This window comes from Pseudoalteromonas sp. 20-MNA-CIBAN-0454, assembly GCF_040308685.1.
GTDB classification, from domain to species: domain Bacteria; phylum Pseudomonadota; class Gammaproteobacteria; order Enterobacterales; family Alteromonadaceae; genus Pseudoalteromonas; species Pseudoalteromonas nigrifaciens.
On sequence record NZ_JBEOOB010000010.1, the window covers coordinates 1 to 23,701 of the forward strand.

A 23,701-nucleotide genomic window follows, 5' to 3' on the forward strand; every position below is an offset into this window, starting at 1 on the left:
TAAGGGATCACCGCTGTTAAAATTTGCGGTGGAAAGTGAGCTTTAGTGCTTGCTGTCCACCTCAGGGCGTGTTGTTATATCGCCACTGGCTGGTATAGCAGGTATGAAAAGTGTAGCCGCGCCTTATGCTCATCCATTAATATTTTTATTTTTAGGTGGGTTTTTAATTTCTATCGCAATGGAGCGCTGGGGGTTACATAAACGCATAGCACTGAGCACCATGTTGTATGCAGGCACTAAGCCTAGCTTACAAATATTAGCTATGATGCTGGTTACGGCTTTTTTATCTATGTGGATGTCAAATACAGCCACTGCAGTGATGATGCTACCAATAGCTTTGTCTATTACACATTTAGTAAAGCAGTCAGATCCTAGCAATGAAGGATTTGGTAAAGCTTTACTACTCTCTATTGCTTATGGTGCCAGTATTGGTGGTATTGCAACATTAATCGGTACTCCGCCTAATGCATTAATGGCAGCTTACTTGTCCGATAGCTACCAAATAGAAATTGGCTTTGCACAGTGGATGCTAGTCGGTGTACCACTGGCGGTAAGTATGCTGTTTATTAGTTGGATTTGGCTTACAAAGTTTGCATATAAAGTAGACGCAGGTATTAAAAATAATCAAAAAATAGACACCAAAGCTGTATTTACTGAACAATTAAAAGCACTTGGTGAAATGCAACGCGCCGAAAAAGGCGTGTTATTTGTATTTGTGCTTGCTGCCGCGTGTTGGATATTTAGACCTATGCTAGGCGAGTTTAGTGGTTTGAGTATTTCTGACACCACTATTGCGATTGCAGCGGCGTTATTATTATTTGTATTGCCTGCAAATAAAGGCACTAACGAGCGTATTTTAGATTGGGAAAGTGCTGCTAGAGTGCCATGGGGCGTATTATTATTGTTTGGTGGTGGCTTAACACTTGCCTCGCAAATAAAGTCATCGGGCTTGGCGCAATATATTGCACAAATGATTCAAGGCGCGAGTGCTATTCCTCTCGTTATGAGTATTTTAGTGGTCGTTGCATTAATAACATTTTTAACCGAAATCACCAGTAACACCGCCACCGCGGCTGGTTTTTTACCCTTACTTGGCCCCGTTGCAGAATCCATTGCAGGCTCACCACTTGTGTGGGTTATTCCGGCGGCGATTGCCTGTAGTTGTGCATTTATGATGCCAGTAGCCACCCCGCCAAACGCAATTGTGTTTGGCTCAGGGCAAATACAAATGCGCGACATGATACGCGCAGGCTTTGTGCTTAATATTGTGGCAATTGTTTTAATTACCTTAGTAACAATGACAATTGCAGCGCAAGTATTTGGCTTTTAAATTACGCAGCTATTGGCTGCTAAACAACAGCCAATAGCTGCAACAGTTACCACTTAGTTCCAACCAAAACCAGAGTAGTTTTGTATATAGTTCAATACTATGCAAAATTACTCTTTATTGCTCGTATTACAGAACAAGGTTATAGTCTCAAATAACTTTAAAATTTGAGTAATCTATTTTGACTATCGACGCACCGCAAACACCTTCGTTAACTACACAATTTGATGAGTTACAACAGTACTTTATAAAAACTCCTTACTTGTCGATTAATAAACGCATCACAGTGTTAAAGCAATTGCGCAGTCGTATTGTAGAGTTTGAGCAAGAGCTGATAGACGCAGTATCAAAAGACTTTGGTTATCGCACCGCATTTGACACCTTGCTAGGCGATATATTACCCACCATGCAAGCCTTAGCGCACACTATAAAAAAACTACCAAAGTGGTCTAAACCAAGCAAGCGATCAGTAGGTTTAAGCTTATGGCCTTCAAAGGTGAGCGTAACATACCAGCCTAAAGGCGTGGTTGGCATTATAGCGCCTTGGAATTACCCAATACAGCTTGCCATTGTGCCTGTTATTACCGCATTGGCAGCGGGTAATCGTACAATGTTGAAGCTCAGTGAGTTTACCCCCCACACCAATCAAGTGCTTGAAAAGCTATTTAGTGGTGAACTAGAGCAGCATTGTAAATTAATACAAGGGGGGAGTGACGTTGCTAGTGAGTTTTCATCGCTGCCATTTGCACACCTGTTTTTTACAGGCTCAATTGCGGTAGGTAAGTTAGTAATGGGCGCTGCAAGTGCTAATTTAACGCCAGTTACCTTAGAGCTTGGCGGTAAATCGCCTGTTATTATTACTGAAAAAGCAGATATTAAAAAAGCGGCGCAAGCAATACTCTTTGGTAAAATGGCCAATGCTGGGCAAATTTGTGTTGCCCCCGATTATGTATTTGTACCCAAAGAGCTTGAGCATCAATTGGTGCAACACTTGTGTGAATTATATAAAAAACACTACAAACAAGGGGTAGAAGGTAAAAATTTAACCTCTATTGTAAGCGACGCTCACTATGCACGCTTATCTGGTTATTTAGAACAAGCACAGCAGCTAGGCGCAACCATAATTAAACCTCTTGAAGATAACCAGCAAGACCCAGATAAACATCGAATGGGGCTACATATTGTCACCCAAGTAACCGATGACATGCAATTAATGAAAGATGAGCTATTTGGCCCAATATTACCTGTAATGAGTTACACCAACTTAGAGCACGCAATAAGTTATATAAAGCAGCATCATCACCCATTAGCCTTGTATATTTTAGGGCAAAATAAACAAATTCAAGAATATATTATAAAGCAAACACTAAGTGGTACTGTTGCGGTTAACGACACCTTAGTGCAAGTAACTGCCGATGATGCGCCGTTTGGTGGAGTGGGGCATTCTGGAATGGGGCATTATCATGCTGATGAAGGGTTTTTAACCTTTAGCCATGCTAAAAACACGCTGGTTTCTGGATCATTCAATCCACGTATCGGCATGCTACTTAAACAAAGCAAAGTACTAATTAAGTTATTAAAGTGGCTTTATATTAAAAAGTAGTGAATATAACAAAAAGGCTAAACTCATCTTACTGTATTAGTTAGTATTAGCGAGCTTAGCCTTGTTATTTAAACGCTGTTTTAGAGCAATTAATTAAAACAGCGTTTAAAGCAGTTTATTAAAACAACCGCCCTTCACCAGCGTAAGTGCCGGCTAAAATTCTGGTATAAATAGCGTCGGCTTTTTCTTTTGCTTCTTCCACTTCTTTGGGCAGCATTTTTTGCTCGTCGAGCTTGCGACTATGGCTTGCTTGCATATTGCCGTTATACTCGGCAATGGTGTTCCAAATATATGACTTTTCTAAATTCTTAGGCATGCCTAAGCCTTCAAAGTACATTAAAGCTAAATTAAATTGCGCCAAAGTATAATTATTGGCTGCAGCTTTTTCATACCACGTTTTAGCAAGTTCATAATCTACGCTTACGCCATCACCATTGGCATACATAACGCCTAGGTTAAATTGTGCAGCGGGTAGGTTTTTGTTTGCCGCTTGTTCAAATAACTTTATTGCCATTTGTTTGTCGAGTTTTACCCCGTTGCCTTCATCGTATAAAACGGCTAAAGCAAACATAGAATCGGGGTGATTTTTTGCTACCCCTTGTTGATAAAGTTGAGCAGCTTTACGGTAGTCACGCGTTACACCATACCCACCTTCATACAATTTACCCAGCTCATAAATACCAGGGGCAAAGCCTTTATCTGCTAGGTAATTAAACTCTTTTAGTGCTTGTGCAAATTCGCCTTCATTAGCGGCTTTGATCCCTTCCTCTAACCCAGCATGAGCGAAAGGGCTACTAAGTAAAATGCCAGCTAGGAGTAAGGTTTTAAAATTAAACTGTGACATAAGAATGTCTCCAATAAGTGATAGTTGCAATGTGTACTATTTAAACATTATTCTATTTAAAATTTTGCGCTAAATGAGGTAATGCAACGTTTAAAAATTAAGTGCAAAGTTTATTGCTTGTTATGCATTACGCTGGCTTTAGTATTAAGCACCGCATTAGCAAATGCAAAGTACGCTTATTATAGCTTAAAGCCGAGCAGAGTTGTTTTAGCAGTGTAAGATACAGATATTACAAAAAATTTAAAGCAGTAAAAAAAGCCCTTTCGGGCTTTTGGGTCATATCAACCGTCACTAATATGAAAAATGAAGATGTAAGCTAAACTTTGTTTATTAAAACCTGAGCTACATAAGTATTACGTGCTTAAATAAAATAACAGCATCCGTGCTTAAAGTTCATCCTTGGGCACTGAGGTCGGTACATTTAACTTATGCGAGTGATTATCAGTTAGATTTAAATTAAAGTCAAATGCAAATAAAAACTATTATCAAGTTTGTGTGTGCGCAGGAGAGTTATGTTAATTAAAATAAATACAAAAAAAATAATACATGCAATGGTAGTCATCAGCTTTGTACTTTTAGCTAGCTGCTCTACTTCTTTTGCTTATAACAATTTACCTTGGCTATCATCATTTTGGGTAGATGACTACATAGACCTAAACAGTAGCCAAGCAAAACAGCTTAAAATTATAATTAAACAAACCCGTAATTGGCATCGTCAGGTAGAGCTGCCTAAGTACAAGCAAGATCTTATCAAGTTACAAAAAACATTTAATAGTGAGTTTAATATCAGCGATTTAACACAGCAGGTTACTGTAGCTAAATTGCATTGGAGCAATTTATTAGTACAGGTTAAAGCGCCTTTAATAGAATTGGCTAAAACACTCAGTACCAAGCAACAACAAGAGCTTGTAACTAACATACAAGCTAACTTAGCTGACGAGTTAAAACAGTATCAAGAGCAAACGACGCAACAACTTAGCGAAGAGCGCCTAAAAGAGCAGCTTAGTTATTATAAAGATTGGTTAGGGAAATTAACTAAGCAGCAAACCCAGCTTATAACATTGGCTAACGAGCAGCATATTAATACCTTTGTGCTTTGGCAGCGCTATAAGCAAAATAGGTTAAACGCACTGCAACACGCTTTTAATTATGAATTACGTAATGTTGAGCAGTTTGATCGGTAGTGTTTAGAAATCTGTGTCATTTCAGTATTATTAAGAAAACAGGAGTGACACATGACTCAATCTTTCGACTTCAACAAAGCATTAGCTGAACTTCAAGCTGGTAAAGGCCTTACTGGCGAAGACGGTGTTCTAACACCATTAATTAAACAACTCACCGAAGCGGCTCTTAAAGCTGAATTAGAGCAGCATTTAGAATCTGAGACCCAAGTTAACCGTAAAAATGGTTCAACCAAAAAAACAGTTAAGTCATCCATAGGTCAATTTGAACTTGAAACGCCCAGAGACCGTTCAGGTTCGTTTGAACCTCAGCTTGTTAAAAAGAACCAAACCAAGTTAACGCCTGAAATTGATGAGAAAATCCTATCTATGTTTGCTTTAGGTATGAGCTATCGAGATATTCGAGGCCACATACAGGATATGTATGGCGTTGAGGTATCAGAGGCCACCATCACTGCCGTAACAGACCAACTGATACCAGAGCTTAAAGCATGGCAAGCGCGCAGCTTAGACACGCTTTACCCGTTTATCTGGCTTGATGCCATTCATTATAAGATTAAAGAAAATGGGCGCTACGTGAGTAAGGCTATTTATACCGTACTAGGTGTCAATATCGAGGGCCGCAAAGAGTTACTTGGTTTATATATCTCTGAAAGTGAAGGGGCTAACTATTGGTTATCAGTATTAACAGATTTACATAATCGTGGTGTATCCGATATTTTAATTGCCTGTGTTGATGGACTAAAAGGCTTCCCTGAAGCAATAGCAACAATCTATCCTGACGCCGAAGTGCAGGAGTGCGTTATTCATCAAATTCGTAATTCGATGAAGTATGTTGCTTCAAAGCACCAAAAAGAGTTTATGGCTGACTTGAAACCCGTTTATAAGGCAGCCACTAAAGATGCAGCAGAAGCCGCTCTCGCCGAATTAGATGCCAAATGGGGCAAGTTATACCCTATCGTTATCGAGTCTTGGCGTCGTAAGTGGGGCAATCTGTCGGTTTACTTCAAGTATCCAGATTACGTGCGAAAAGCTATTTATACCACAAATGCAATTGAAGCTGTACATCGTCAGTTTAGGCGACTCACCAAGACTAAGGGAGCATTCCCTAATGAAAACAGCTTGATGAAATTATTGTATGCAGGCATATTGAATGCCTCGAAGAAATGGACAATGCCAATCCATAATTGGAATCTGACATTGTCGCAATTGGCCATCCACTTCGAAGGTAGGTTAGATGGTGTGCTAGATATTTAGCAACTTAGGCTGACACAGAATTCTGAACGCCCTCGTTTGATCAGCAAATGGGCATTATAATTACCGAGCGTGAATATTTTATTAGTGAAGAATTAGCGGCCAAAAACCAAGCTAATTTAATGGCTCATGTAAATTTACTTGTTAGTTTAAATAGTACTTTATCGGATAAACAACGCCGCCACGTAAATAAGCACTTTGCTGAGTTGATAGAGACTGTGGATGATCTTATTGCTGATTAGGTTTTTTGCGCAGTACAGTAACGAATTTTTATATAATTATTTACCAGCAGGGCTGCTATTGTAGGTAAACTATTTTGTTATATTTATGTTTCACGCTAAACTAATTTTTTATTTTTTATCAAGTTTCATAAATGGATATAGCAGCACTTAATAGTACAGAGTTTTTAAGGAAAAATGTTCTCAAATGGGTCAGCTTATGCTTTGGTTGCTTGGCGTTGGTATTTTCAGGTTTTAATCTTGCTGTGAATAATTTAAGTGTGCTTGGTTATTTTGAAGCTGTTTTTGCGCTGTATTGTTTTTGCATTTATTTTCGTTTGGGTAAACACCCGGTGCAAGTTTGGCAGTCTGTTGTTATGTGTGCCTTTATTTCTTTTATTGTGGTTTTTGGGGCTTATATAGCCACGCTTAATAATGCGGTGTTTGTTTGGGCGTTGGTGCTGCCTACTATGTATTATTTATTGCTAGGAAAAAACTATGGATTTATTTTTTCTATGGTTTTGCTTAGCTTACAAAGTATTGTATTAATGAATAAATCCTCGTTAGCTCCTTTTACTTCTCTGAATTTATATTTAAATATATTATTTGCTTATATTGTTATTTGGGCTATTTCACATACATTTGAAAGCAACCGCGCACAGTTTTCAAAAAGACTTAAAAACCTTGCCATGCTTGACCCTCTGACCGGATCGGGTAATCGTTTGGCAATGAATCATTATTTTTCGGTTGAGTTACATGAGCGTACCCAGCTTTACTTATTTTTAGTTGATTTAGATTTTTTTAAGCAAATAAATGATAAATACGGCCACGATGTGGGCGATAAAGTACTGATAGAAGTAGCCACGCTATTAAAGGTCACTTTTGCTAAAGGTTATGTTTTTAGGATCGGGGGCGAGGAGTTTGCACTTATAAGCTCGTTTAATAGTGAGCATGCAGCGCTTGCTGTTGCCGAAAAAGTAAGAGCAGCACTGGAAAATAAATACATAAACGTTGATAACTATAAAATAAACCTAACAGCAAGTATTGGCGTTGCACGTTATAAACCCCAACAATCACTCAATGAATTGCTTAAAGCAGCCGATAAACAGCTTTATAAAGCCAAAGATTTAGGGCGCAATAGCGTTTATTATCCAGCGGTTAAAAGTGACAAAACAGCGCTTATATAACGATTAATACATGTGATCAAAATTTGGGATACTGTTTTCCCAAATCGGTTTATCTTTGCCTAAATACTCGCGCACAGCATCAAAAAATAGTCGCGTTCTGACCGGTAAGTCGCGGTGCGGATATAGCGCATACATAGCACTGTGGTCCATTATTTTTATATTGGTAAGTAATGGCACTAACTCGCCATCAATAACTTCGTTATCGAGTAAAAATGCAGGCGCCAAAAAGTAACTGGTGCCAGAGAGTGTTTTCATTAGCAATACTTCAGCGTCGTTAGCCCGAAACACACTCCTTATTTTTTGCTCGCAAGCCTCACCTTTATCGTTATAGTAATTTATTGCATCCACTCTAAATGCATTGCTTTTATAGCTTGCCGCCGGTAATTGAGCCAGATCGCTCATAGTTTTAGGCATGCCATAGGTTTTTACAAATTCAGGTGTTGCTAATATTAATAAACGATTACGGGCAATTTTACGCGCAATGAGCGATGAATCTTTTGGCTCGCCAATTCTAAATGCTAAATCAAACCCTTCAGATACTATATCGACCAAGCGGTCATCTAAACGTAATTCTACTTCTACTTGTGGAAAGCGTTTTTGAAAATCATTAATAACAGGTTGTAAATAACGGCGACCAATAATGGTTGACGCTGTTATTTTTAATAATCCACGCGGCTCTTGGTGATAGTTTTCGGCCATGCGCAGGGTTTCACCTAGCAGCTCTCTAAGGTCGGCTGCTTTTTTTATCATTTCGGCGCCCGCTGCAGTAAGCGAAAAAGAACGTGTTGTTCTGTTTAACAACCTCACGCCAAGCTCATCTTCTAAGCGGCTAATTTGTTTTGATATAACGGAGCGGTCAATATTACGTATTTCAGCTGCTTTGGCAAAAGAGCCTTGTTCAACCACTTCAAGTAACATTAAAAGTCGACTAGTTGTATCCATAACATTACCTAAAATAGTTTATTGATGCCATTTTGGCATTAATGAATTTAGAAATCTATTATTTTTGTCAGCACGATTGTTCCGTACCATGCAACGCTAATTATAAAGGAGCGTCGTAATGAACAAACATTTAATTGCTGTAGCACTGGCTACAGCATCCTTAACACTTACAAGTTGTGCCGATGAAAGCACGGCTCAGTCGGCTCCAACAGCGCAACATCAGCCAATAGATGTTGCCAAGGTTATTGTTAAACCGGTACAAAGCTGGCACACCTACACAACTCGCTTAGAATCGCCTCAAGAAGTTGCTTTAATGCCACGAGTATCGGGTGTTATCGACAGCATCGAGTTTAACGAAGGCGACTTGGTAAATAAGGGCGACGTGTTATTTCAATTAGATAACCGTTCATTTACAGCCAAGGTTGCCAGCCTTGAGGCGCAAGTTAACAGTGCAAAAGCAGCGCTTGAACAAGCAATCAGTGAAGCAACCCGTGCGGTACGCTTAACGCAGCGTAAAGCTATTTCAACTGAGCAAGCACAAGCACGTACTTCAACACTGCGCCAACGCGAAGCGCAACTAGCGGCGCTACAAGCACAGTTAACATCGGCGCAGCTTGATTTAGAATTTACCTCAGTTGTATCGCCTATAGATGGCATTATTTCGCGCGCTAATATTACTAAAGGTAATAATATTTTAGCGGGGCAAAGCGTATTAACGTCGATTGTTTCAAATGAAAAAATGTACGCTTATTTTGATATAGACGAGCGCACTTGGAATTCATCGTTTAATGATGTTAGTGCAGCAAGCCGCCAACCTGTGGTAATGCAAAAGGTAGGTCAAGATGATTTTGCTTATTCAGGTTACATCAACTTTATTGACAACCAAATTAACGCCGCTACGGGTACTTTACGCGTGCGAGCAGTGTTTGCAGATAATAGCGGGCAGTTACGTGCAGGTTCGTTTGCGCGTATTAAGTTAGCCGCTAATGCAATTACTGAAACAGTGATAGTGCCAGATAGAGCAATAGGTACAGATTTAAAAAATCGCTTTGTACTTACGGTCGGCGAAAACAATGTTCTGCAATATAAATTAGTAACCGTTGGAGAGCGTTATGGCTCATTACGCGCGATTACTGCAGGCCTTACAGAGGGTGATGTGATTGCTGTAAATGGCCCCGCTCGCGTCGGACCTGGTATGCCAATTTCTCCTAATACCGTCACTATTGATACCAGTGGAATTGCATTTACTTTAGGTAATAGCAACAACCAGTTAGTCGCTAAACAATAAGGTTTATTGATGAAGTTTTCGCACTTTTTTATCCAGCGCCCAATATTTGCGGCGATGTTGTCGTTAATCATTTTAATAGCAGGGGGAATTTCATTATTTCAACTGCCAGTAAGTGAATACCCAGAAGTTGTTCCACCTACCGTAGTGGTAACAGCCAGTTACCCGGGGGCAAACCCAACCGTTATTGCACAAACGGTAGCAACGCCATTAGAGCAAGAAATTAATGGCACCGAAAACATGTTGTATATGTTTTCACAAGCCACTAGTGATGGTCGTATGACCTTAACGGTGACGTTTGCGCTTGGCACCGATTTAGACCGAGCACAAGTACAAGTACAAAACCGAGTAAATAGCGCATTGCCGCGTTTACCACAAGAAGTACAGCGCTTAGGCGTAGTAGCCGAAAAGTCATCGCCCGACTTAACCATGGTGGTGCATTTATATTCTCCTGAAAACACCCACGATACGGCGTATTTATCAAATTATGCCGATTTAAATATTAAAGATGAAATTGCACGCTTATCGGGCGTAGGTGATATTCGCCTGTTTGGTGGCGGTAAATATTCTATGCGTGTGTGGCTTAATCCCGATGCTTTAGCATCGCGCGAGTTAACCGCATCGGATGTAGTAAGTGCACTGCGCTCACAAAACCAGCAGGTTGCTGCGGGTAGCTTAGGCGCTCAGCCAATTTCGAACGACAGCCAGTTTCAAATATTGTTAAATGTTAAAGGTCGTTTAAACAGTATTGAAGAATTTGAACAAGTTATTATTAAAGTAGGTGAGCAAGGGCAGTTAACCCGTTTATCTGATATAGCTCGTGTAGATTTAGGGCAAGACACTTATGCACTGCGCGCTGAGCTTGATAATCAACCAGCACTGGCTATGCCAATATTCCAACGCCCGGGTTCTAATGCAATTGAGCTCTCTGATCAAGTACGCGAAACCATGGCGCGTTTAGCGAAAGACTTTCCTACCGGTGTTGAATACGACATAGTGTACGACCCTACAGTATTTGTACGCGGCTCTATCGATGCGGTAATTACTACCTTGCTAGAAGCAATCGCATTGGTTGTTATTGTGGTGATTGTATTTTTACAAACATGGCGTGCATCTATAATTCCATTGATTGCGGTGCCTGTTTCACTCATTGGTACTTTTGCAGTGATGCAGTTGCTGGGAGTGTCTATTAATACCTTGTCGCTGTTTGGTTTAGTATTGGCCATAGGTATTGTGGTAGATGATGCCATAGTAGTGGTAGAAAACGTTGAGCGTAATATTGAAAAAGGTCTGTCGCCACTTGAAGCAACCCGCGTTGCCATGAGTGAAGTAACCGGCCCTATTATTGCAATTGCCTTGGTACTTAGTGCGGTATTTATTCCTACAGCGTTTATTACCGGGTTGTCTGGGCAGTTTTATAAGCAATTTGCCTTAACCATTACTATTTCTACTATTATTTCAGCTTTTAACTCGCTGACTTTATCCCCAGCACTCGCTGCATTATTATTAAAACCCCATGACGCAAAGCCAGACGCTTTTACGCGGTTGTTAAATAAACTATTTGGCCGTTGGTTATTTGCACCCTTTAATCGCGTGTTTAATCGTGGCGCTAAAGGCTACGAAAAACTGGTACAAAAGCTGATCCGCATGAGCGTGGTGGTCATGGTTGCTTACGTTGCTTTAGTGGGCGGTACTATTAAGTTATTTGACTCTGTACCCGGTGGCTTTATTCCTCAGCAAGATAAACAGTATTTAGTGGCGATTGCACAGCTCCCTGATGCTGCGAGCCTAGATCGTACCGAAGCGGTTATTAAACAAATGCAACAAATAGCGCTAGAAGTGCCCGGCGTTGCCCATACGGTTGCCTTTCCGGGGTTATCGGTTAACGGTTTTACCAACAGCCCTAACAGCGGTATTGTATTTACGCCCTTAGCTCCTTTTAGTGAGCGGACTGATCCTAGCCTATCTGCCATGGCAATTGCAGCGCAACTTAATCAGCGCTTTGCAGCAATTGACGAAGCATTTGTAGCGGTATTTCCGCCGCCGCCTATTCAAGGTTTAGGCACCACAGGTGGCTTTAAATTACAAATTGAAGATAGAGCAAACAAAGGCTTTGAAGCATTATTTAATAGCCTACAAGCGGTAATAGCCAAAGCGCAACAAGACCCAGCATTAGTTGGCCTGTACTCAAGTTTTCGTATTCAAGTACCACAAATGGATATAGATATTGACCGTGAACAAGCGCTTATTCAAGGCATACCACTGGATGAAGTGTTTAATGCGTTACAGATATATTTAGGCTCAGTGTATGTAAACGACTTCAACTTATTTGGCCGTACTTACCAAGTAAATGCACAAGCTGACGCCGATTATCGCGTTGATCCAGAACAAATATTGCATTTAAAAGTACGAAATCGTGCGGGTAATATGGTGCCATTAGGATCAGTGTTAACGGTAACTCCTACCATAGGCCCAGACAGAGTAATGCATTACAACGGCTACCCAAGTGCAGAACTTAATGGCAGCCCAGCGCCAGGTTATAGCTCAGACCAAGCGCAAGTTGCGATTGAAAAAGTACTTGCCGATACGCTACCTTCAGGTATTGAATACGAGTGGACCGAAGTAACCTATCAGCAAGTACTTGCGGGTAATACTATGGTGTATGTATTTCCGTTAGTGGTACTACTGGTATTTATGGTGCTGGCTGCACAATACGAAAGCCTACGTTTACCATTGGCAATTATAATGATTGTACCTATGACCATATTTTCAGCGCTAATTGGGGTGTGGTTTGTGGGCTCAGACAACAACATATTTACGCAAATTGCATTAATTGTGCTGGTGGCTTTGGCCTCTAAAAACGCGATACTTATGGTGGAGTTTGCCAAAGATCAACACGAAACCGGTTTATCACATTTAGATGCCATGTTAGCGGCATGTCGAATGCGCTTACGTCCCATATTAATGACCTCAATAGCCTTTACCGCGGGCGTTGTACCATTAGTATTAGCAACGGGTGCGGGAGCCGAGATGCGCCACGCTATGGGTAATGCTGTATTTGCAGGCATGATAGGAGTAACCGTATTCGGCTTATTATTTACCCCGGTATTTTATATGTTAGTAGCCAATAAAAAGCAAAAAGCACAGCAGGTATCACATGATTAAATTAGTGCAAAAAAACCTTAAAACGTCGCTTACCACAAGCGCTATATTAATTGCTGCTATGTTATCGGGTTGCGCCGCTAAAATTGACGCTGCCAGCGAGCAAAACGTGGTTAGTGAGTTTATAGCTAGTGCCAATATAGCCAGCGAGCTTAATAATATTGATGAGACAAACTGGTGGCAAAAGCTAGAATCAGCTCAGTTAAATCAGTTGGTTACAGACGCATTAGCCAATAACCACAACTTACAAACCAGTCAGTTAGTACTTAAAAGCGCCTTGGCGCGCTTAGGTGAGCAACAAGCGCAGTATTTACCGCAAGGCGGGGTAGAAATTGGCGCGCAGCGCAGTGGTTTAGGCGATACTAACAGTCGTCAATCGAGTGCTAATTTAGCACTTAATTGGCAGCTCGATTTATTTGGTCGTATTACGGCATTGGTTGATGCAGCGAATGCATCGGCCATGAGCCAAGCCGAGCAAGTACGTTTATTGCAAATTGAAGTGGTTTCGTCGGTTGTTAAAGGCTTTGTGAGCTATCAAGGTAATGTACAAAAGCAGCACATTGTTACGTTGCAAATAGACGCACTAGAGCAAAGTATTGCGGTACTTCAAGCCCAGGTTGATGAAGGCGTAGCAAACGAGCTTGATTTAAATCGTACTATGGCACAACTTAAGCAACAACAAGCACTAATGCCGGCAATTGAATACGCTAAATATCGCGATTTATCTACACTGGCTGTGCTTAGCGGACGACTAGCACAAAATGTTAAACTCACTAATGAGCAAGCCATTTTAGAGCATAAATTTACCGTATCGTTAAATGATGCTAATGAATCTATCGCACTTAGGCCCGATATTAGCCAAGCACTTTATGCATTTAGCCAAGCAAATAGTTTAAGTGTTGCTGCAAGTAAAGCGTTATTACCAGATATAAGCTTAAGTGGTTTTGCAGGCGTGCTTAGTATTGGTAGTAATAGCTTTAGTGATACACAGCAGCAATGGCAGGTGGCTCCGCAAATTCAGTGGTCAATACTGAGCTACCCGGCACTCTTAGCGCAGCGCGATGCACAGCAATTTTTAACTCAAGCGGCTTATAGCGATTATCAACAAGTGATACTCCAAGCGCTGAGCGAAAGTGAACTTTCTTTGCAATTGTTGGTCAACCAAGCTCAGCAAAAGAGCTTTGCTGAGCAGCGTTATCAGTTTGCGAATAATGCATTTTTACAAGCGCAAGCAATGTACGAAGAAGGGCAAATTCCTTACTTAGAGTTGTTAGATGCGCGTCGGGATGTTCTAATAGCTCAAGAAAATGCTGTTGATTCAACGATTTCATCACTGCTCGCTAAAGTAAATGCTTACCAATCATTTAACGGGCGATGGAGTTATGCGTTAAATAATACTAACCAGTAGAGTTTTTTGATGTCTGATACTGATATTTCACCGCAATACACGCTACCGCAGACTATGCGAGCAATTGTATTGCCTGAGCCTAATGAAAAAATTTGTTTAGCCGATGTTGAGTACGCTGTTCCTGAGTGTGCAGACAACGAGCTGCTTATTAAAGTTGAATATGTTGGCTTAAACCCAGTTGATGGCTTGTTTGCTAAATCGGGTTTTTGTAAGTGGCAATATCCACATATTTTAGGGCTTGATGCCGTTGGCGTAGTGGTAAAGGCTGGTAAAGGTGTTTTCCCGGGCGTTGGCACGCGTGTAATGTGGCATGCCAGTATTGGCGATCAAGGGGCGTTGAGTGAATATACCAAAGTAGCTAACTATGCTGTATCGGTTGTTCCTGCTGAGCTTGCAGGCGATATGGCGGCTACTTTACCTTGTGCCGGTATGGCTGCACTCATAAGCCTAGATAAAATTAATATTACCGAGGGCGATACCGTATTAATTGACGGTGGCGCAGGGGCTGTAGGGCAGTTTGCCATTCAGTTTGCAAAGCAGCGCGGTGCCGACGTATTTACCACAGCAGCTAAGCGTAATCATAAATTGGTAAAACAATTAGGCGCTGATGTGGTATTTGCTTACCAGGATAAAGACTTATGCGAAAAAATTCGCCGAGAGCTTGGCCCACAAGGCTTTGATGCGGTAATAGACACCGTTGGTGGCGCCTCTACAATACGCAATATAGAACTAATGCGTTTTTGTGGGCGCATTGCTTGTTTAAACCCATTACCACATTTTGAACAAGAGCTAATGTATCGTCGAGCACCCAATATTGGTGTTGTATCCTTAGGAGGTGCTTGGTTGGCAAATAGTTTATGTGCCCAGCAACGTTTAAGTTTTATGGGTAACTTATTAATAGAAGGTGCTTTGAGTGGTGACATTAAAACACCCGAAATTACAGCTGTCGACTTTAACGCACAAGCAGTATCAGCAGCACTACATAAACAATTAGACGGCGGTTTTACCGGCAAACAAGTGGTTAAAATAAGCACTTAGTTAATTTTATAATTGAGCGGATACTAATTAACGCAGCATATAATTATGCTGCGTTTTTTTATGCCCGTTAAAGTCGCTTTATCTTTAAGGCGTGATTTAGCTAAGTTTTGTTGTTTAATTAGCCAAATGAAGAAAAATAATGTTTTTCAGCGCATAGCCGTAAGCCCTTGTGTTTAAACAGTTTACGTTCACGTAAAGAAAATAAATTGAAAAAACTGTTAATTATTTGCATAGAGTAATTGATCTAATCGAATTTTTATGACGTAATGTAGTTATTATTATCTGGTCGGATGAGTTCAATCATGAGTTTACGTACAAAATTAAAAAAAGTATTACCAAGTATTTCAATTACTGAACAAGAAGCGCTAGACGCCGGCGATGTATGGTTAGAAGGGTCTATCTATCAAGGTAAACCTGACTTTAGTGCACTACGCGCCGTGCCAGCTGCAGTATTAAGCGCAGACGAAAAAGCCTTTATTGATGGCCCACTGCAAGACTTGTTGGGTATGATTGATGACACCGAAATTCAAAATGGCATTCATTTACCGGATTACATTTTAGACTTTTTAAAGAAAGAGCGTTTCTTCTCGCTGATCATTCCTAAATCGTTTGGCGGTTTAGAGTTCAGCCCATACGCTAACTCAACAATTGTAGCCACTATTGCCACTAAAAGCTCTGCAGTAGCGGTAACAGTAATGGTACCTAACTCGTTAGGCCCAGGTGAGCTATTACTGCATTTTGGTACGCAAGAGCAACAAGCACACTACCTACCACGTTTAGCAAATGGTACAGACATTCCATGTTTTGCATTAACTAGCCCAGAAGCGGGTTCTGACGCAGGTGGCATTCCAGATTTAGGTACAGTTACTAAAGGCATGTACAACGGCGAAGAAGTACTAGGTTTAGAAATTACGTGGGACAAGCGTTACATTACACTGGCGCCTATTGCGACTGTATTAGGCTTAGCATTTAAAGTTGTTGACCCTGATGGTTTGCTTGGCGGCAAAGAAAACCTAGGTATTACCTGTGCGCTTATTCCTAAAGAGCACCCGGGTGTAGAGTTAGGTAATCGCCATGATCCTATGAATATTCGTTTTTATAACGGTACTACGCGTGGTAACAAAGTATTTGTACCTATGGACTTTATCATTGGTGGCCAGAAAAACATTGGTCGCGGTTGGCAAATGCTAGTTAGTTGTTTAGGCGCAGGGCGTGGTATTTCATTACCAGCACTGGGTGTAAGTACGGCGCAAGTTGCATTTAAATCAGCGTCTGAGTACGCTGCTGTGCGCGAGCAATTTGGTTTAGCAATAGGCCAGTTTGAAGGTATTCAAGAAAAGCTTGCCGATATTGCAGGTAAAACATACCTACAAGAAGCAATGCGAGTGCTTACAACGGAAGGCTTAGGCATGGGCTTAAAACCATCGGTAGTAACTGCAATTGCTAAATACCACATGACTGAGTTGGGCCGTGATGTACTCGACTCTGCAATGGATATTCAAGCGGGTAAAGCAATTCAAAATGGCCCACAAAACACGCTAGCAAGCGGTTATGTAGCACAGCCAATTGCTATTACGGTAGAAGGCGCGAATATTCTTACTCGTAACCTGATGATCTTTGGTCAAGGTGTAATGCGTTGTCATCCATACTTACAATCTATGGTTGAATCAATTCATAGCGAAGATAAAAATGCAGATAAAGAATTTAACCGTATTTTACGTAAAACAGTAAGTTACAGCGTAGCAAACAGCTTACGTGCGTTCCGCTTGGGTGTATTACCATTTACAGCAGGTGCAAGTTCAACGTTACCAGAAGTACGTGAATACGAAAAAGCAGCACATAAACTGTCAGCTAAATTAGCTGTATATGCAGATTTCTCGCTACTTGTACTTGGCGGTAAGCTTAAGCAAGCAGAAATGTTGTCGGCACGTTTAGGTGATGTAATGAGCTTTTTATACGCGGCAATGGCGTCAATTAAATACTACGAGCAAAAAGTATCAAGTAGTGAACGTGAGCAAGCAGCACCGTATTTTCATTATGCTACTCGCTTTGCACTACAAAGTGCTGAAGAAGCGCTGCACAAGTTTTTAGATAACTTCCCTGCAAGTGGCACGCGTAAGTTCATGCGTTTTATTACCATGAATTACTCAACTAAAATGCCAAAAATTAGCGACGACTTAATTCGTGAACTAGCTAAGCAAGCTCAGCTAGATACGGCCTTTAAAGCGCAAATTACGCATTTAGTTAAGCCAGTTAAAGGTGACGGACATTACATTAACGAGCAAGCGTACAAAGCTAAAATGGCATCGCTTGGTGAGTTGGCTAAAGTTAAAAAAGCACTGCGTGCTAAAACAATTAAAGCGGGTATTCGTTTTTCAATCACACTTGATAACGCACTTGCGGCTAATGTAATTACAGCAGCTGAACATACTCAGCTTATTGATTACAACACTAAGCGCGAAAAAGCGATTCGTGTAGATGAGTTCGATTTTGATATGAACTTACTTGACGACAACGCACAACCGGTTAACCCACTTAAAAGTGTTGTAAACCAGTAATCACCCGGTGTAAATAAATTCAACAATGTAAGCGCCTGTAGTTTGGGCGCTTTTTACGTTTTTAAAGAAAGCCCCCAAAAGTTAATTGAGGGGGCTTTTTGTAACTTAATGAGGAGCTATTTAAAATAAATAAGAAATAGTTAAGTTACCCGATACAGCAACGTAGGTGCCTGTGCGGTACATAAAATCTTCATATTCATCAGCTTGGCGTAGAGTTAAAACAAAATCTAAAGCCGCAGGGCCCCAGTTGTAGCCTAAGCCGCCACCAAGTTGAAAGCCTGACATAGTTTCATTTTCACCCAAGGCACTCCACTTATCTGAAAAGAAACCAGCACCGCCATAGCCCCTAAAGCCTTTTTTAGACAAACCCACACCCCCGTAAGCCATTAGGTCGAATCCATCACTTTCTATCGCTGAAAAATCGTCATTTTCTAATGAGAAGTAGGTAGCTCTAATTTGAAAGTGATTATTAACAGCATAACCAGCAGCTATATTAAAACCACTAAAATCCAAATCTTCGCTTGAGCTATTGTCATTGGCTAATGTGAACGCGTAAGCACCCGCTCCAATACTCCAATGTTTTTGAGGTACTGGTTCTAGCTCATTCGCTTGTACAAAAGAGCCTAGTAATAAAGAAGATAGCAGCAAAGTTCCCTGGAATGTTTTTTTCATTATTTTTCCTATTTTGATATTTTAAAAGTACGATTTAAAGATAATTCTCATAAAGCATATTCAGGTTTTAACGACTAAAAAATTTAGCCCGTTACACCAAGTAAGCAGCATGTATGATGTTATAGAGATGAAATCGGCGAGAGAATAGCGCATACAAAAGCAAGTGTCTAATGTTAAGTTGTTGTATTTGTTTTGTTATTTGCAATGGTGGTGTGGTTGGGATACTTATCATACTAATTGTGAGCGGTATGTGAGCGTGTATTGAGCAATGCTGCTAATTGTTTTCTGTTTTTTGATTTAAAGATGAATAGAGGTAATAGCTAACGTTAATGAAAATAAATTTATAAATAAAATTGTTCTTTGTCACTTAAGTAGTTTTTACTATTAAATAACACTTTTTATAATAACAACGCTTTGCGTTAAACTAACTAAAATTTATTAATATTAAGTGCGGCTATGGCTTTTTACCTTTCTTTATTACAGCAACAGTTTAAACAGATAAAAGTGGGGGCTACGCTGACTTCTTTGTGGAGTGGTTGTGGCAGCATAGTGGCTTGTGAGCTTGATGGTCAGGCGTGTGTTATAAAGGCGGTGAATATTCCTGAGGTTATAAATCACCCAAAGATTAAACAAACGGCGTTTGCTGTTAATCGTAAGCGTAAATCTTATAATGTTGAATACCACTTTTATAATGATTGCAGCCAGCAGTTACCTAATAACGCTGCTGCTATTGGCTGTTTAGCCGCAATCCAAAATGATCAGCAATATGTGCTGGCGTTTAACGATTTTACCCAGCAGGGCTATGTACAAGCTTTGCCTCAAGACTATCGCGAGGTTATTAAATGGTTAGCGCATTTTCATGCGTTTAATCTAACAATTGAAGCTGTTACTCACGCGGCTGAAAAGTTATGGCCACAGGGCAATTATTGGCATTTAAGTACGCGTCCCGATGAGCTTACAAAGCTCCAGCAATCAGCTATTAAGCAGGTTGCAGCTAAGCTAAATACGACATTATGCAATAGTGCATATAAAACAGTAATTCATGGTGATGCCAAGCTGGCAAATTTTGCCATAAACAAACAGCAGCACGTGCTAGGGTACGACTTTCAATATGTAGGTGCTGGTGTTGGGGTTATAGACGTGATGTATTTTATGACAAGCTGCTTTAACGAAACACAATTGCATCAGCATGCTGATAGTTGTTTAGAGTGGTATTTTAGCGAATTGAAGTTAGCATTAGGCGTTTATCATCCTAAGGTAGAGGCAAGTAAAGTGATTAACGATTGGCGCAATTTATGGAGTGTTGCATGGGCCGATTTTTATCGTTTTTTAGCAGGGTGGAGTCCAGAGCATAAAAAAATAAACAGTTACATGTTGCTTCACGTAAAGAGTGAGTTAAAAAAACACATTTAATTAACGCTTGAATTAGGTATATTGCCTTAATATCAGGCAAAATAATGTTATTTGGCAGCAATTGTGAAAACTTAACGAAAACTGCAGGCCAAATGCACTTTTTTACTATAAAATATCGCAAATTTTATCACTAGGTTTTTTTAATATGGCTATTCACGTTATAACTCATCCCCTTGTTCAACATAAATTAGGCTTAATGCGCTCCCATGGAATTAGCACTAAAAGCTTTCGTGAATTGTGCTCAGAAGTAGGTACTTTATTAACCTACGAAGCAACTCAAAACCTACCGTTAGAAGATAACGAAATTACCAGCTGGGATGGCACAAAGTTAAATGTGCAGCATATTAAAGGTAAAAAAATTACTGTAGTGCCTATTTTACGTGCGGGCTTAGGCATGATGGACGGTGTGATGCAGTTATTGCCGGCTGCCAAAGTAAGTGTTGTAGGCCTTGAGCGAAACGAAGAAACATTAGAGCCAATTCCATACTTTGAAAAGCTAGTAAGTAATATTAATGAGCGTTTAAGCTTAGTGATAGATCCTATGCTTGCAACAGGCGGCACTATGATTGCCACTATTGATATGCTTAAAAAAGCAGGCTGTAAAGAAATCAAGGTAATTGTATTAGTTGCAGCTCCTGAAGGGGTTGAAAAAACATTAGCTGCCCATCCAGATGTAGAAATATATACTGCATCGGTAGACAGCCACTTAAACGATAAAGGCTATATTGTGCCTGGTTTAGGTGATGCAGGTGATAAAATTTTCGGTACGGTTTAAGTGAAAACAGTGCAAAACGATACGATGAAAAACAATGCCATGTTCTCAATAAAAACGATACTTACTGGTGCGCAAATGTTGTTTGTAGCATTTGGCTCATTAGTATTAGTACCGCTGTTAACAGGGCTTGATCCAAGTGTTGCTCTTTTTACCGCGGGCTTAGGTACGCTGTTATTTCAGTTTGTTACTAAAGGCCAAGTACCCATATTTTTAGCGTCATCGTTTGCTTTTATTGCACCGATTATTGCCTCAATACAAATATGGGGCATACCTGCCACTATGGGTGGTTTAATGGCGGCTGGTTTTGCTTATATGCTATTGAGCTTTTTAGTTAAATTTAAAGGCACTGAAACGCTACATAAAATATTACCACCAATAGTAGTCGGGCCGGTTATTATGGTTATTGGCCTAGCTTTAGCACCGGTTGCGGTAAACATGGCCATGGGCAAAAGTGGTGACGGCAGCACGCAAATTATTGCTTATGATAGTGCTATTTACATCTCATTATTTTCTTTAGTGGTTACGCTTATATTAGCGGTATGGGGTAAGGGTGTATTTAAACTTATTCCAATATTAGCAGGGGTGATAGCTGGTTATAGTTTATCGCTTGCTATGGGCGTAGTACAATTTGACGCCGTAACCAATGCACAGTGGTTAGCTGTGCCTAACTTTGTTTTACCTGAGTTTAAATGGCAAGCCATTTTGTTTATGGTGCCGGTGGCGATTGCTCCCGCTGTTGAGCATATTGGCGACATGATGGCGATTAGCCAAGTTACTAATAAAGATTTTTTGAAAAAACCAGGGCTACATCGCACTCTATTTGGCGACGGATTAGCTACCTCAGCAGCATCATTGTTTGGTGGGCCGCCAAACACAACTTACTCAGAAGTAACCGGTGCAGTAATGCTAACTAAAAACTTTAACCCAAAAGTGATGATATGGACTGCAATTATTGCCATTACTTTAGCCTTTATAGCTAAAATGGGCGCAAGTTTACAAACAATTCCAGTGCCGGTTATGGGCGGCATTATGATTTTATTGTTTGGCTCAATTGCAGTGATTGGATTAAACACTTTAGTTAAATCTGGGGATGATTTAAGCGAACCGCGTAATTTAAGCATAGTAGCGCTTATTTTGATTTGTGGTATTGGTGGAATGCATATTGGCAGTAGTCAGTTTAGCCTAGAAGGCGTAAGTTTATGTGCCATATTAGGCATAGTGCTAAACTTAGTGTTACCAAAAGCCGAGAAGAAAACCGCAGCTTAAATTTATAGATAAGTTAAACTAACCTAATAGCGCATATATATGCGCTATTTTTTTATCTAAAATAAAGGCGCAATAGAAATATGGATATCAGTGATTTTTTAGCAAAACATCAACTACCAATAAGCTATCAACAGCAGTGTGAACAGTTTTTTATTCCGGTAGCAAAAAATATATTGCACGCTAAAAAAACGAATACTCCGTTATTTGTTGCTATTAATGGCAGCCAAGGCTCGGGTAAAACCACCTTGGCTGATTTTTTAGTAACTTGGTTGGCAAAAAATAGTTCGTTTAATAGCATAGCGCTTTCTATTGATGACTTTTACCTTACTAAGCAGCGCCGACTGCAGCTTGCAAAAAATGTACACCCGCTACTTGCCACTCGCGGCGTACCCGGCACGCACGATGTAGCTTTAATGAAAAGCACACTTGAGCAGTTACTAGCAGGGCACAGTGGTGTGCCTCTACCTCATTTTAATAAGCATTTAGATGACAGTGCACCACATAACGAGTGGCCGCGTAATAATACCGCTGTCGATATTATTATTTTAGAAGGGTGGTGCGTAGGTAGTAAGGCACAATCGGCATCAGCATTAACTGCACCATTAAATGAGTTAGAGCAAAATGCAGATAGCCAAGGTGTTTGGCGTAACTATGTGAACAATTGTTTAAAAACAGAATATTTAAACATTTTTGCTAAAGTTGATTATTTAGTGATGCTTAAAGCCCCTAGTTTTGCTGCCGTATTTGCATGGCGAAAAGAGCAAGAGCAAAAGCTTATAGCCTTAAAAGGGCAAGGTGCAGGCACTATGAATGACGCCCAACTTAGATACTTTATTGCTCATTTTGAGCGTGTCACTCGAGAAAATTTAAACACACTAGCATCAACAGCAAACGCCCTTGTAACACTTAACGAGCAACGTGAAATTAGTTGCTTGGAGTTTAAAGCTGATTAATTAAAATGTTATGTCAGCAGCAACTGTGGCTTGCTATAACAAGGTTGAGTTTACTAAGCTCCTCAAAAAAGTCGCTCTTTACTCTTTAAGTTTGCATCTAAAGTGTAAAGGGGCTTTACACAGCGAACAAGGCTAAACATTACACACTTTCATTTGCGGTTACTTACTAGCGTATTATTGGTATAATCGACGGAGTTTTTAATTGAAAGGTTTATCATGAAGTACTTTTATTTTGTTTTTATTTTACTCACGTCATCAGTCTCAATTGCCAGCGCGCCAGTTGACCTTGAAATTAATATGAAAAACACGGGGCTTGCATATAAACAAGCAGTGCAAGCGACTAATATTGACGAGTTTAACCTTGCGATTAATGAATTCATCTCGTTAGTGGAAATAAGTAAAACAGCTAAGTTTTATAAAGAACCAGAGCAATCATTACAAGGGCTTGATAAAGTCATTGCTCAGGCTGAGCTTGCAAAACAAGCTGCTAACCTGCAAGGTTTGAGTGCGGCTAAACAGCCACTAAAAAATATAGATAATTTACGTAAAAAGTACCATGAGTTACATGAGCCTCCAGGCTTTTTTGAATTACTATTTGGAAAATAAGGGACCCTC

The 23,701-nt window shown here is 40.3% G+C and carries 18 protein-coding genes and 1 pseudogene; 16 read left to right on the forward strand and 3 right to left on the reverse strand.

Annotation, left to right across the window (positions count from 1 at the left end; all coding sequences use genetic code 11):
* Window positions 1-70 precede the first annotated feature (70 nt).
* Together AAEZ22_RS06580 and AAEZ22_RS06585 are read left to right on the forward strand one after the other, a co-directional pair.
* A pseudogene (locus AAEZ22_RS06580) lies at window positions 71-1,330 on the forward strand (SLC13 family permease); the annotation flags it as partial.
* 178 nt (window positions 1,331-1,508) lie between these two features.
* A complete protein-coding gene (locus tag AAEZ22_RS06585; protein WP_197182300.1) occupies window positions 1,509-2,930 on the forward strand; it encodes a coniferyl aldehyde dehydrogenase in 1,422 nt (473 codons plus the stop codon).
* Window positions 2,931-3,048: 118 nt separating this feature from the next.
* Here the strand turns inward: AAEZ22_RS06585 and AAEZ22_RS06590 are convergent, their stop codons facing one another.
* Window positions 3,049-3,774, reverse strand: a complete 726-nt coding sequence (locus tag AAEZ22_RS06590; protein ID WP_193038794.1) for a tetratricopeptide repeat protein — start codon at window positions 3,772-3,774, stop codon at window positions 3,049-3,051.
* Between the two features lie 512 nt (window positions 3,775-4,286).
* Between AAEZ22_RS06590 and AAEZ22_RS06595 the strand changes: the two genes are divergently transcribed.
* From AAEZ22_RS06595 to AAEZ22_RS06610, 4 genes are all read left to right on the forward strand, one after another.
* The gene (locus AAEZ22_RS06595; RefSeq protein ID WP_352296647.1) at window positions 4,287-4,958 is read left to right on the forward strand and encodes a DUF6279 family lipoprotein; all 672 of its coding nucleotides are present in this window, start codon (window positions 4,287-4,289) and stop codon (window positions 4,956-4,958) included.
* A gap of 51 nt (window positions 4,959-5,009) precedes the next feature.
* Window positions 5,010-6,212, forward strand: a complete 1,203-nt coding sequence (locus AAEZ22_RS06600; protein ID WP_008465246.1) for an IS256 family transposase — start codon at window positions 5,010-5,012, stop codon at window positions 6,210-6,212.
* Between the two features lie 47 nt (window positions 6,213-6,259).
* Window positions 6,260-6,451: a hypothetical protein gene (locus AAEZ22_RS06605; protein ID WP_352296650.1), complete on the forward strand. Its 192-nt coding sequence runs from the start codon at window positions 6,260-6,262 to the stop codon at window positions 6,449-6,451.
* A gap of 131 nt (window positions 6,452-6,582) precedes the next feature.
* On the forward strand, window positions 6,583-7,614 hold the full coding sequence (locus AAEZ22_RS06610) for a GGDEF domain-containing protein (protein WP_350550772.1): 1,032 nt from the start codon (window positions 6,583-6,585) through the stop codon (window positions 7,612-7,614).
* A 3-nt stretch (window positions 7,615-7,617) separates the two neighbouring features.
* Here the strand turns inward: AAEZ22_RS06610 and AAEZ22_RS06615 are convergent, their stop codons facing one another.
* Window positions 7,618-8,556 (reverse strand): LysR family transcriptional regulator, encoded by a 939-nt coding sequence (locus AAEZ22_RS06615; RefSeq protein ID WP_011329997.1) that lies wholly within the window; start codon window positions 8,554-8,556, stop codon window positions 7,618-7,620.
* 118 nt (window positions 8,557-8,674) lie between these two features.
* Here AAEZ22_RS06615 and AAEZ22_RS06620 point away from each other — a divergent pair, with 118 nt between their 5' ends.
* The 5 genes from AAEZ22_RS06620 (at window position 8,675) to AAEZ22_RS06640 (ending at window position 18,007) form a co-directional block, all read left to right on the forward strand.
* Window positions 8,675-9,844, forward strand: coding sequence for an efflux RND transporter periplasmic adaptor subunit (locus AAEZ22_RS06620; protein WP_089369230.1), 1,170 nt, complete (start codon window positions 8,675-8,677; stop codon window positions 9,842-9,844).
* 9 nt (window positions 9,845-9,853) lie between these two features.
* A complete protein-coding gene (locus AAEZ22_RS06625; protein WP_089369231.1) occupies window positions 9,854-13,006 on the forward strand; it encodes an efflux RND transporter permease subunit in 3,153 nt (1,050 codons plus the stop codon).
* The gene (locus tag AAEZ22_RS06630; RefSeq protein WP_089369232.1) at window positions 12,999-14,411 is read left to right on the forward strand and encodes a TolC family protein; all 1,413 of its coding nucleotides are present in this window, start codon (window positions 12,999-13,001) and stop codon (window positions 14,409-14,411) included. The genes AAEZ22_RS06625 and AAEZ22_RS06630 overlap by 8 nt, the downstream gene beginning before the upstream one ends.
* Window positions 14,412-14,420: 9 nt before the next feature.
* Window positions 14,421-15,449, forward strand: a complete 1,029-nt coding sequence (locus AAEZ22_RS06635) for a zinc-binding dehydrogenase (RefSeq protein ID WP_011330001.1) — start codon at window positions 14,421-14,423, stop codon at window positions 15,447-15,449.
* A gap of 302 nt (window positions 15,450-15,751) precedes the next feature.
* Window positions 15,752-18,007 (forward strand): acyl-CoA dehydrogenase, encoded by a 2,256-nt coding sequence (locus AAEZ22_RS06640; protein WP_011330002.1) that lies wholly within the window; start codon window positions 15,752-15,754, stop codon window positions 18,005-18,007.
* A gap of 120 nt (window positions 18,008-18,127) precedes the next feature.
* Here the strand turns inward: AAEZ22_RS06640 and AAEZ22_RS06645 are convergent, their stop codons facing one another.
* Window positions 18,128-18,679, reverse strand: coding sequence for an outer membrane beta-barrel protein (locus tag AAEZ22_RS06645; protein ID WP_089369233.1), 552 nt, complete (start codon window positions 18,677-18,679; stop codon window positions 18,128-18,130).
* A 456-nt stretch (window positions 18,680-19,135) separates the two neighbouring features.
* Between AAEZ22_RS06645 and AAEZ22_RS06650 the strand changes: the two genes are divergently transcribed.
* From AAEZ22_RS06650 to AAEZ22_RS06670, 5 genes are all read left to right on the forward strand, one after another.
* Complete coding sequence (locus tag AAEZ22_RS06650; protein ID WP_197182304.1) at window positions 19,136-20,092, forward strand: phosphotransferase; 957 nt, start codon at window positions 19,136-19,138, stop codon at window positions 20,090-20,092.
* A gap of 145 nt (window positions 20,093-20,237) precedes the next feature.
* Window positions 20,238-20,867, forward strand: a complete 630-nt coding sequence (upp, locus tag AAEZ22_RS06655; protein ID WP_011330005.1) for a uracil phosphoribosyltransferase — start codon at window positions 20,238-20,240, stop codon at window positions 20,865-20,867.
* A 24-nt stretch (window positions 20,868-20,891) separates the two neighbouring features.
* Window positions 20,892-22,133: a uracil-xanthine permease family protein gene (locus AAEZ22_RS06660; protein WP_197182333.1), complete on the forward strand. Its 1,242-nt coding sequence runs from the start codon at window positions 20,892-20,894 to the stop codon at window positions 22,131-22,133.
* 80 nt (window positions 22,134-22,213) lie between these two features.
* Window positions 22,214-23,086, forward strand: a complete 873-nt coding sequence (locus tag AAEZ22_RS06665) for a kinase (RefSeq protein WP_192532289.1) — start codon at window positions 22,214-22,216, stop codon at window positions 23,084-23,086.
* 216 nt (window positions 23,087-23,302) lie between these two features.
* The gene (locus AAEZ22_RS06670; protein ID WP_011330008.1) at window positions 23,303-23,692 is read left to right on the forward strand and encodes a cytochrome b562; all 390 of its coding nucleotides are present in this window, start codon (window positions 23,303-23,305) and stop codon (window positions 23,690-23,692) included.
* Window positions 23,693-23,701 lie beyond the last annotated feature (9 nt).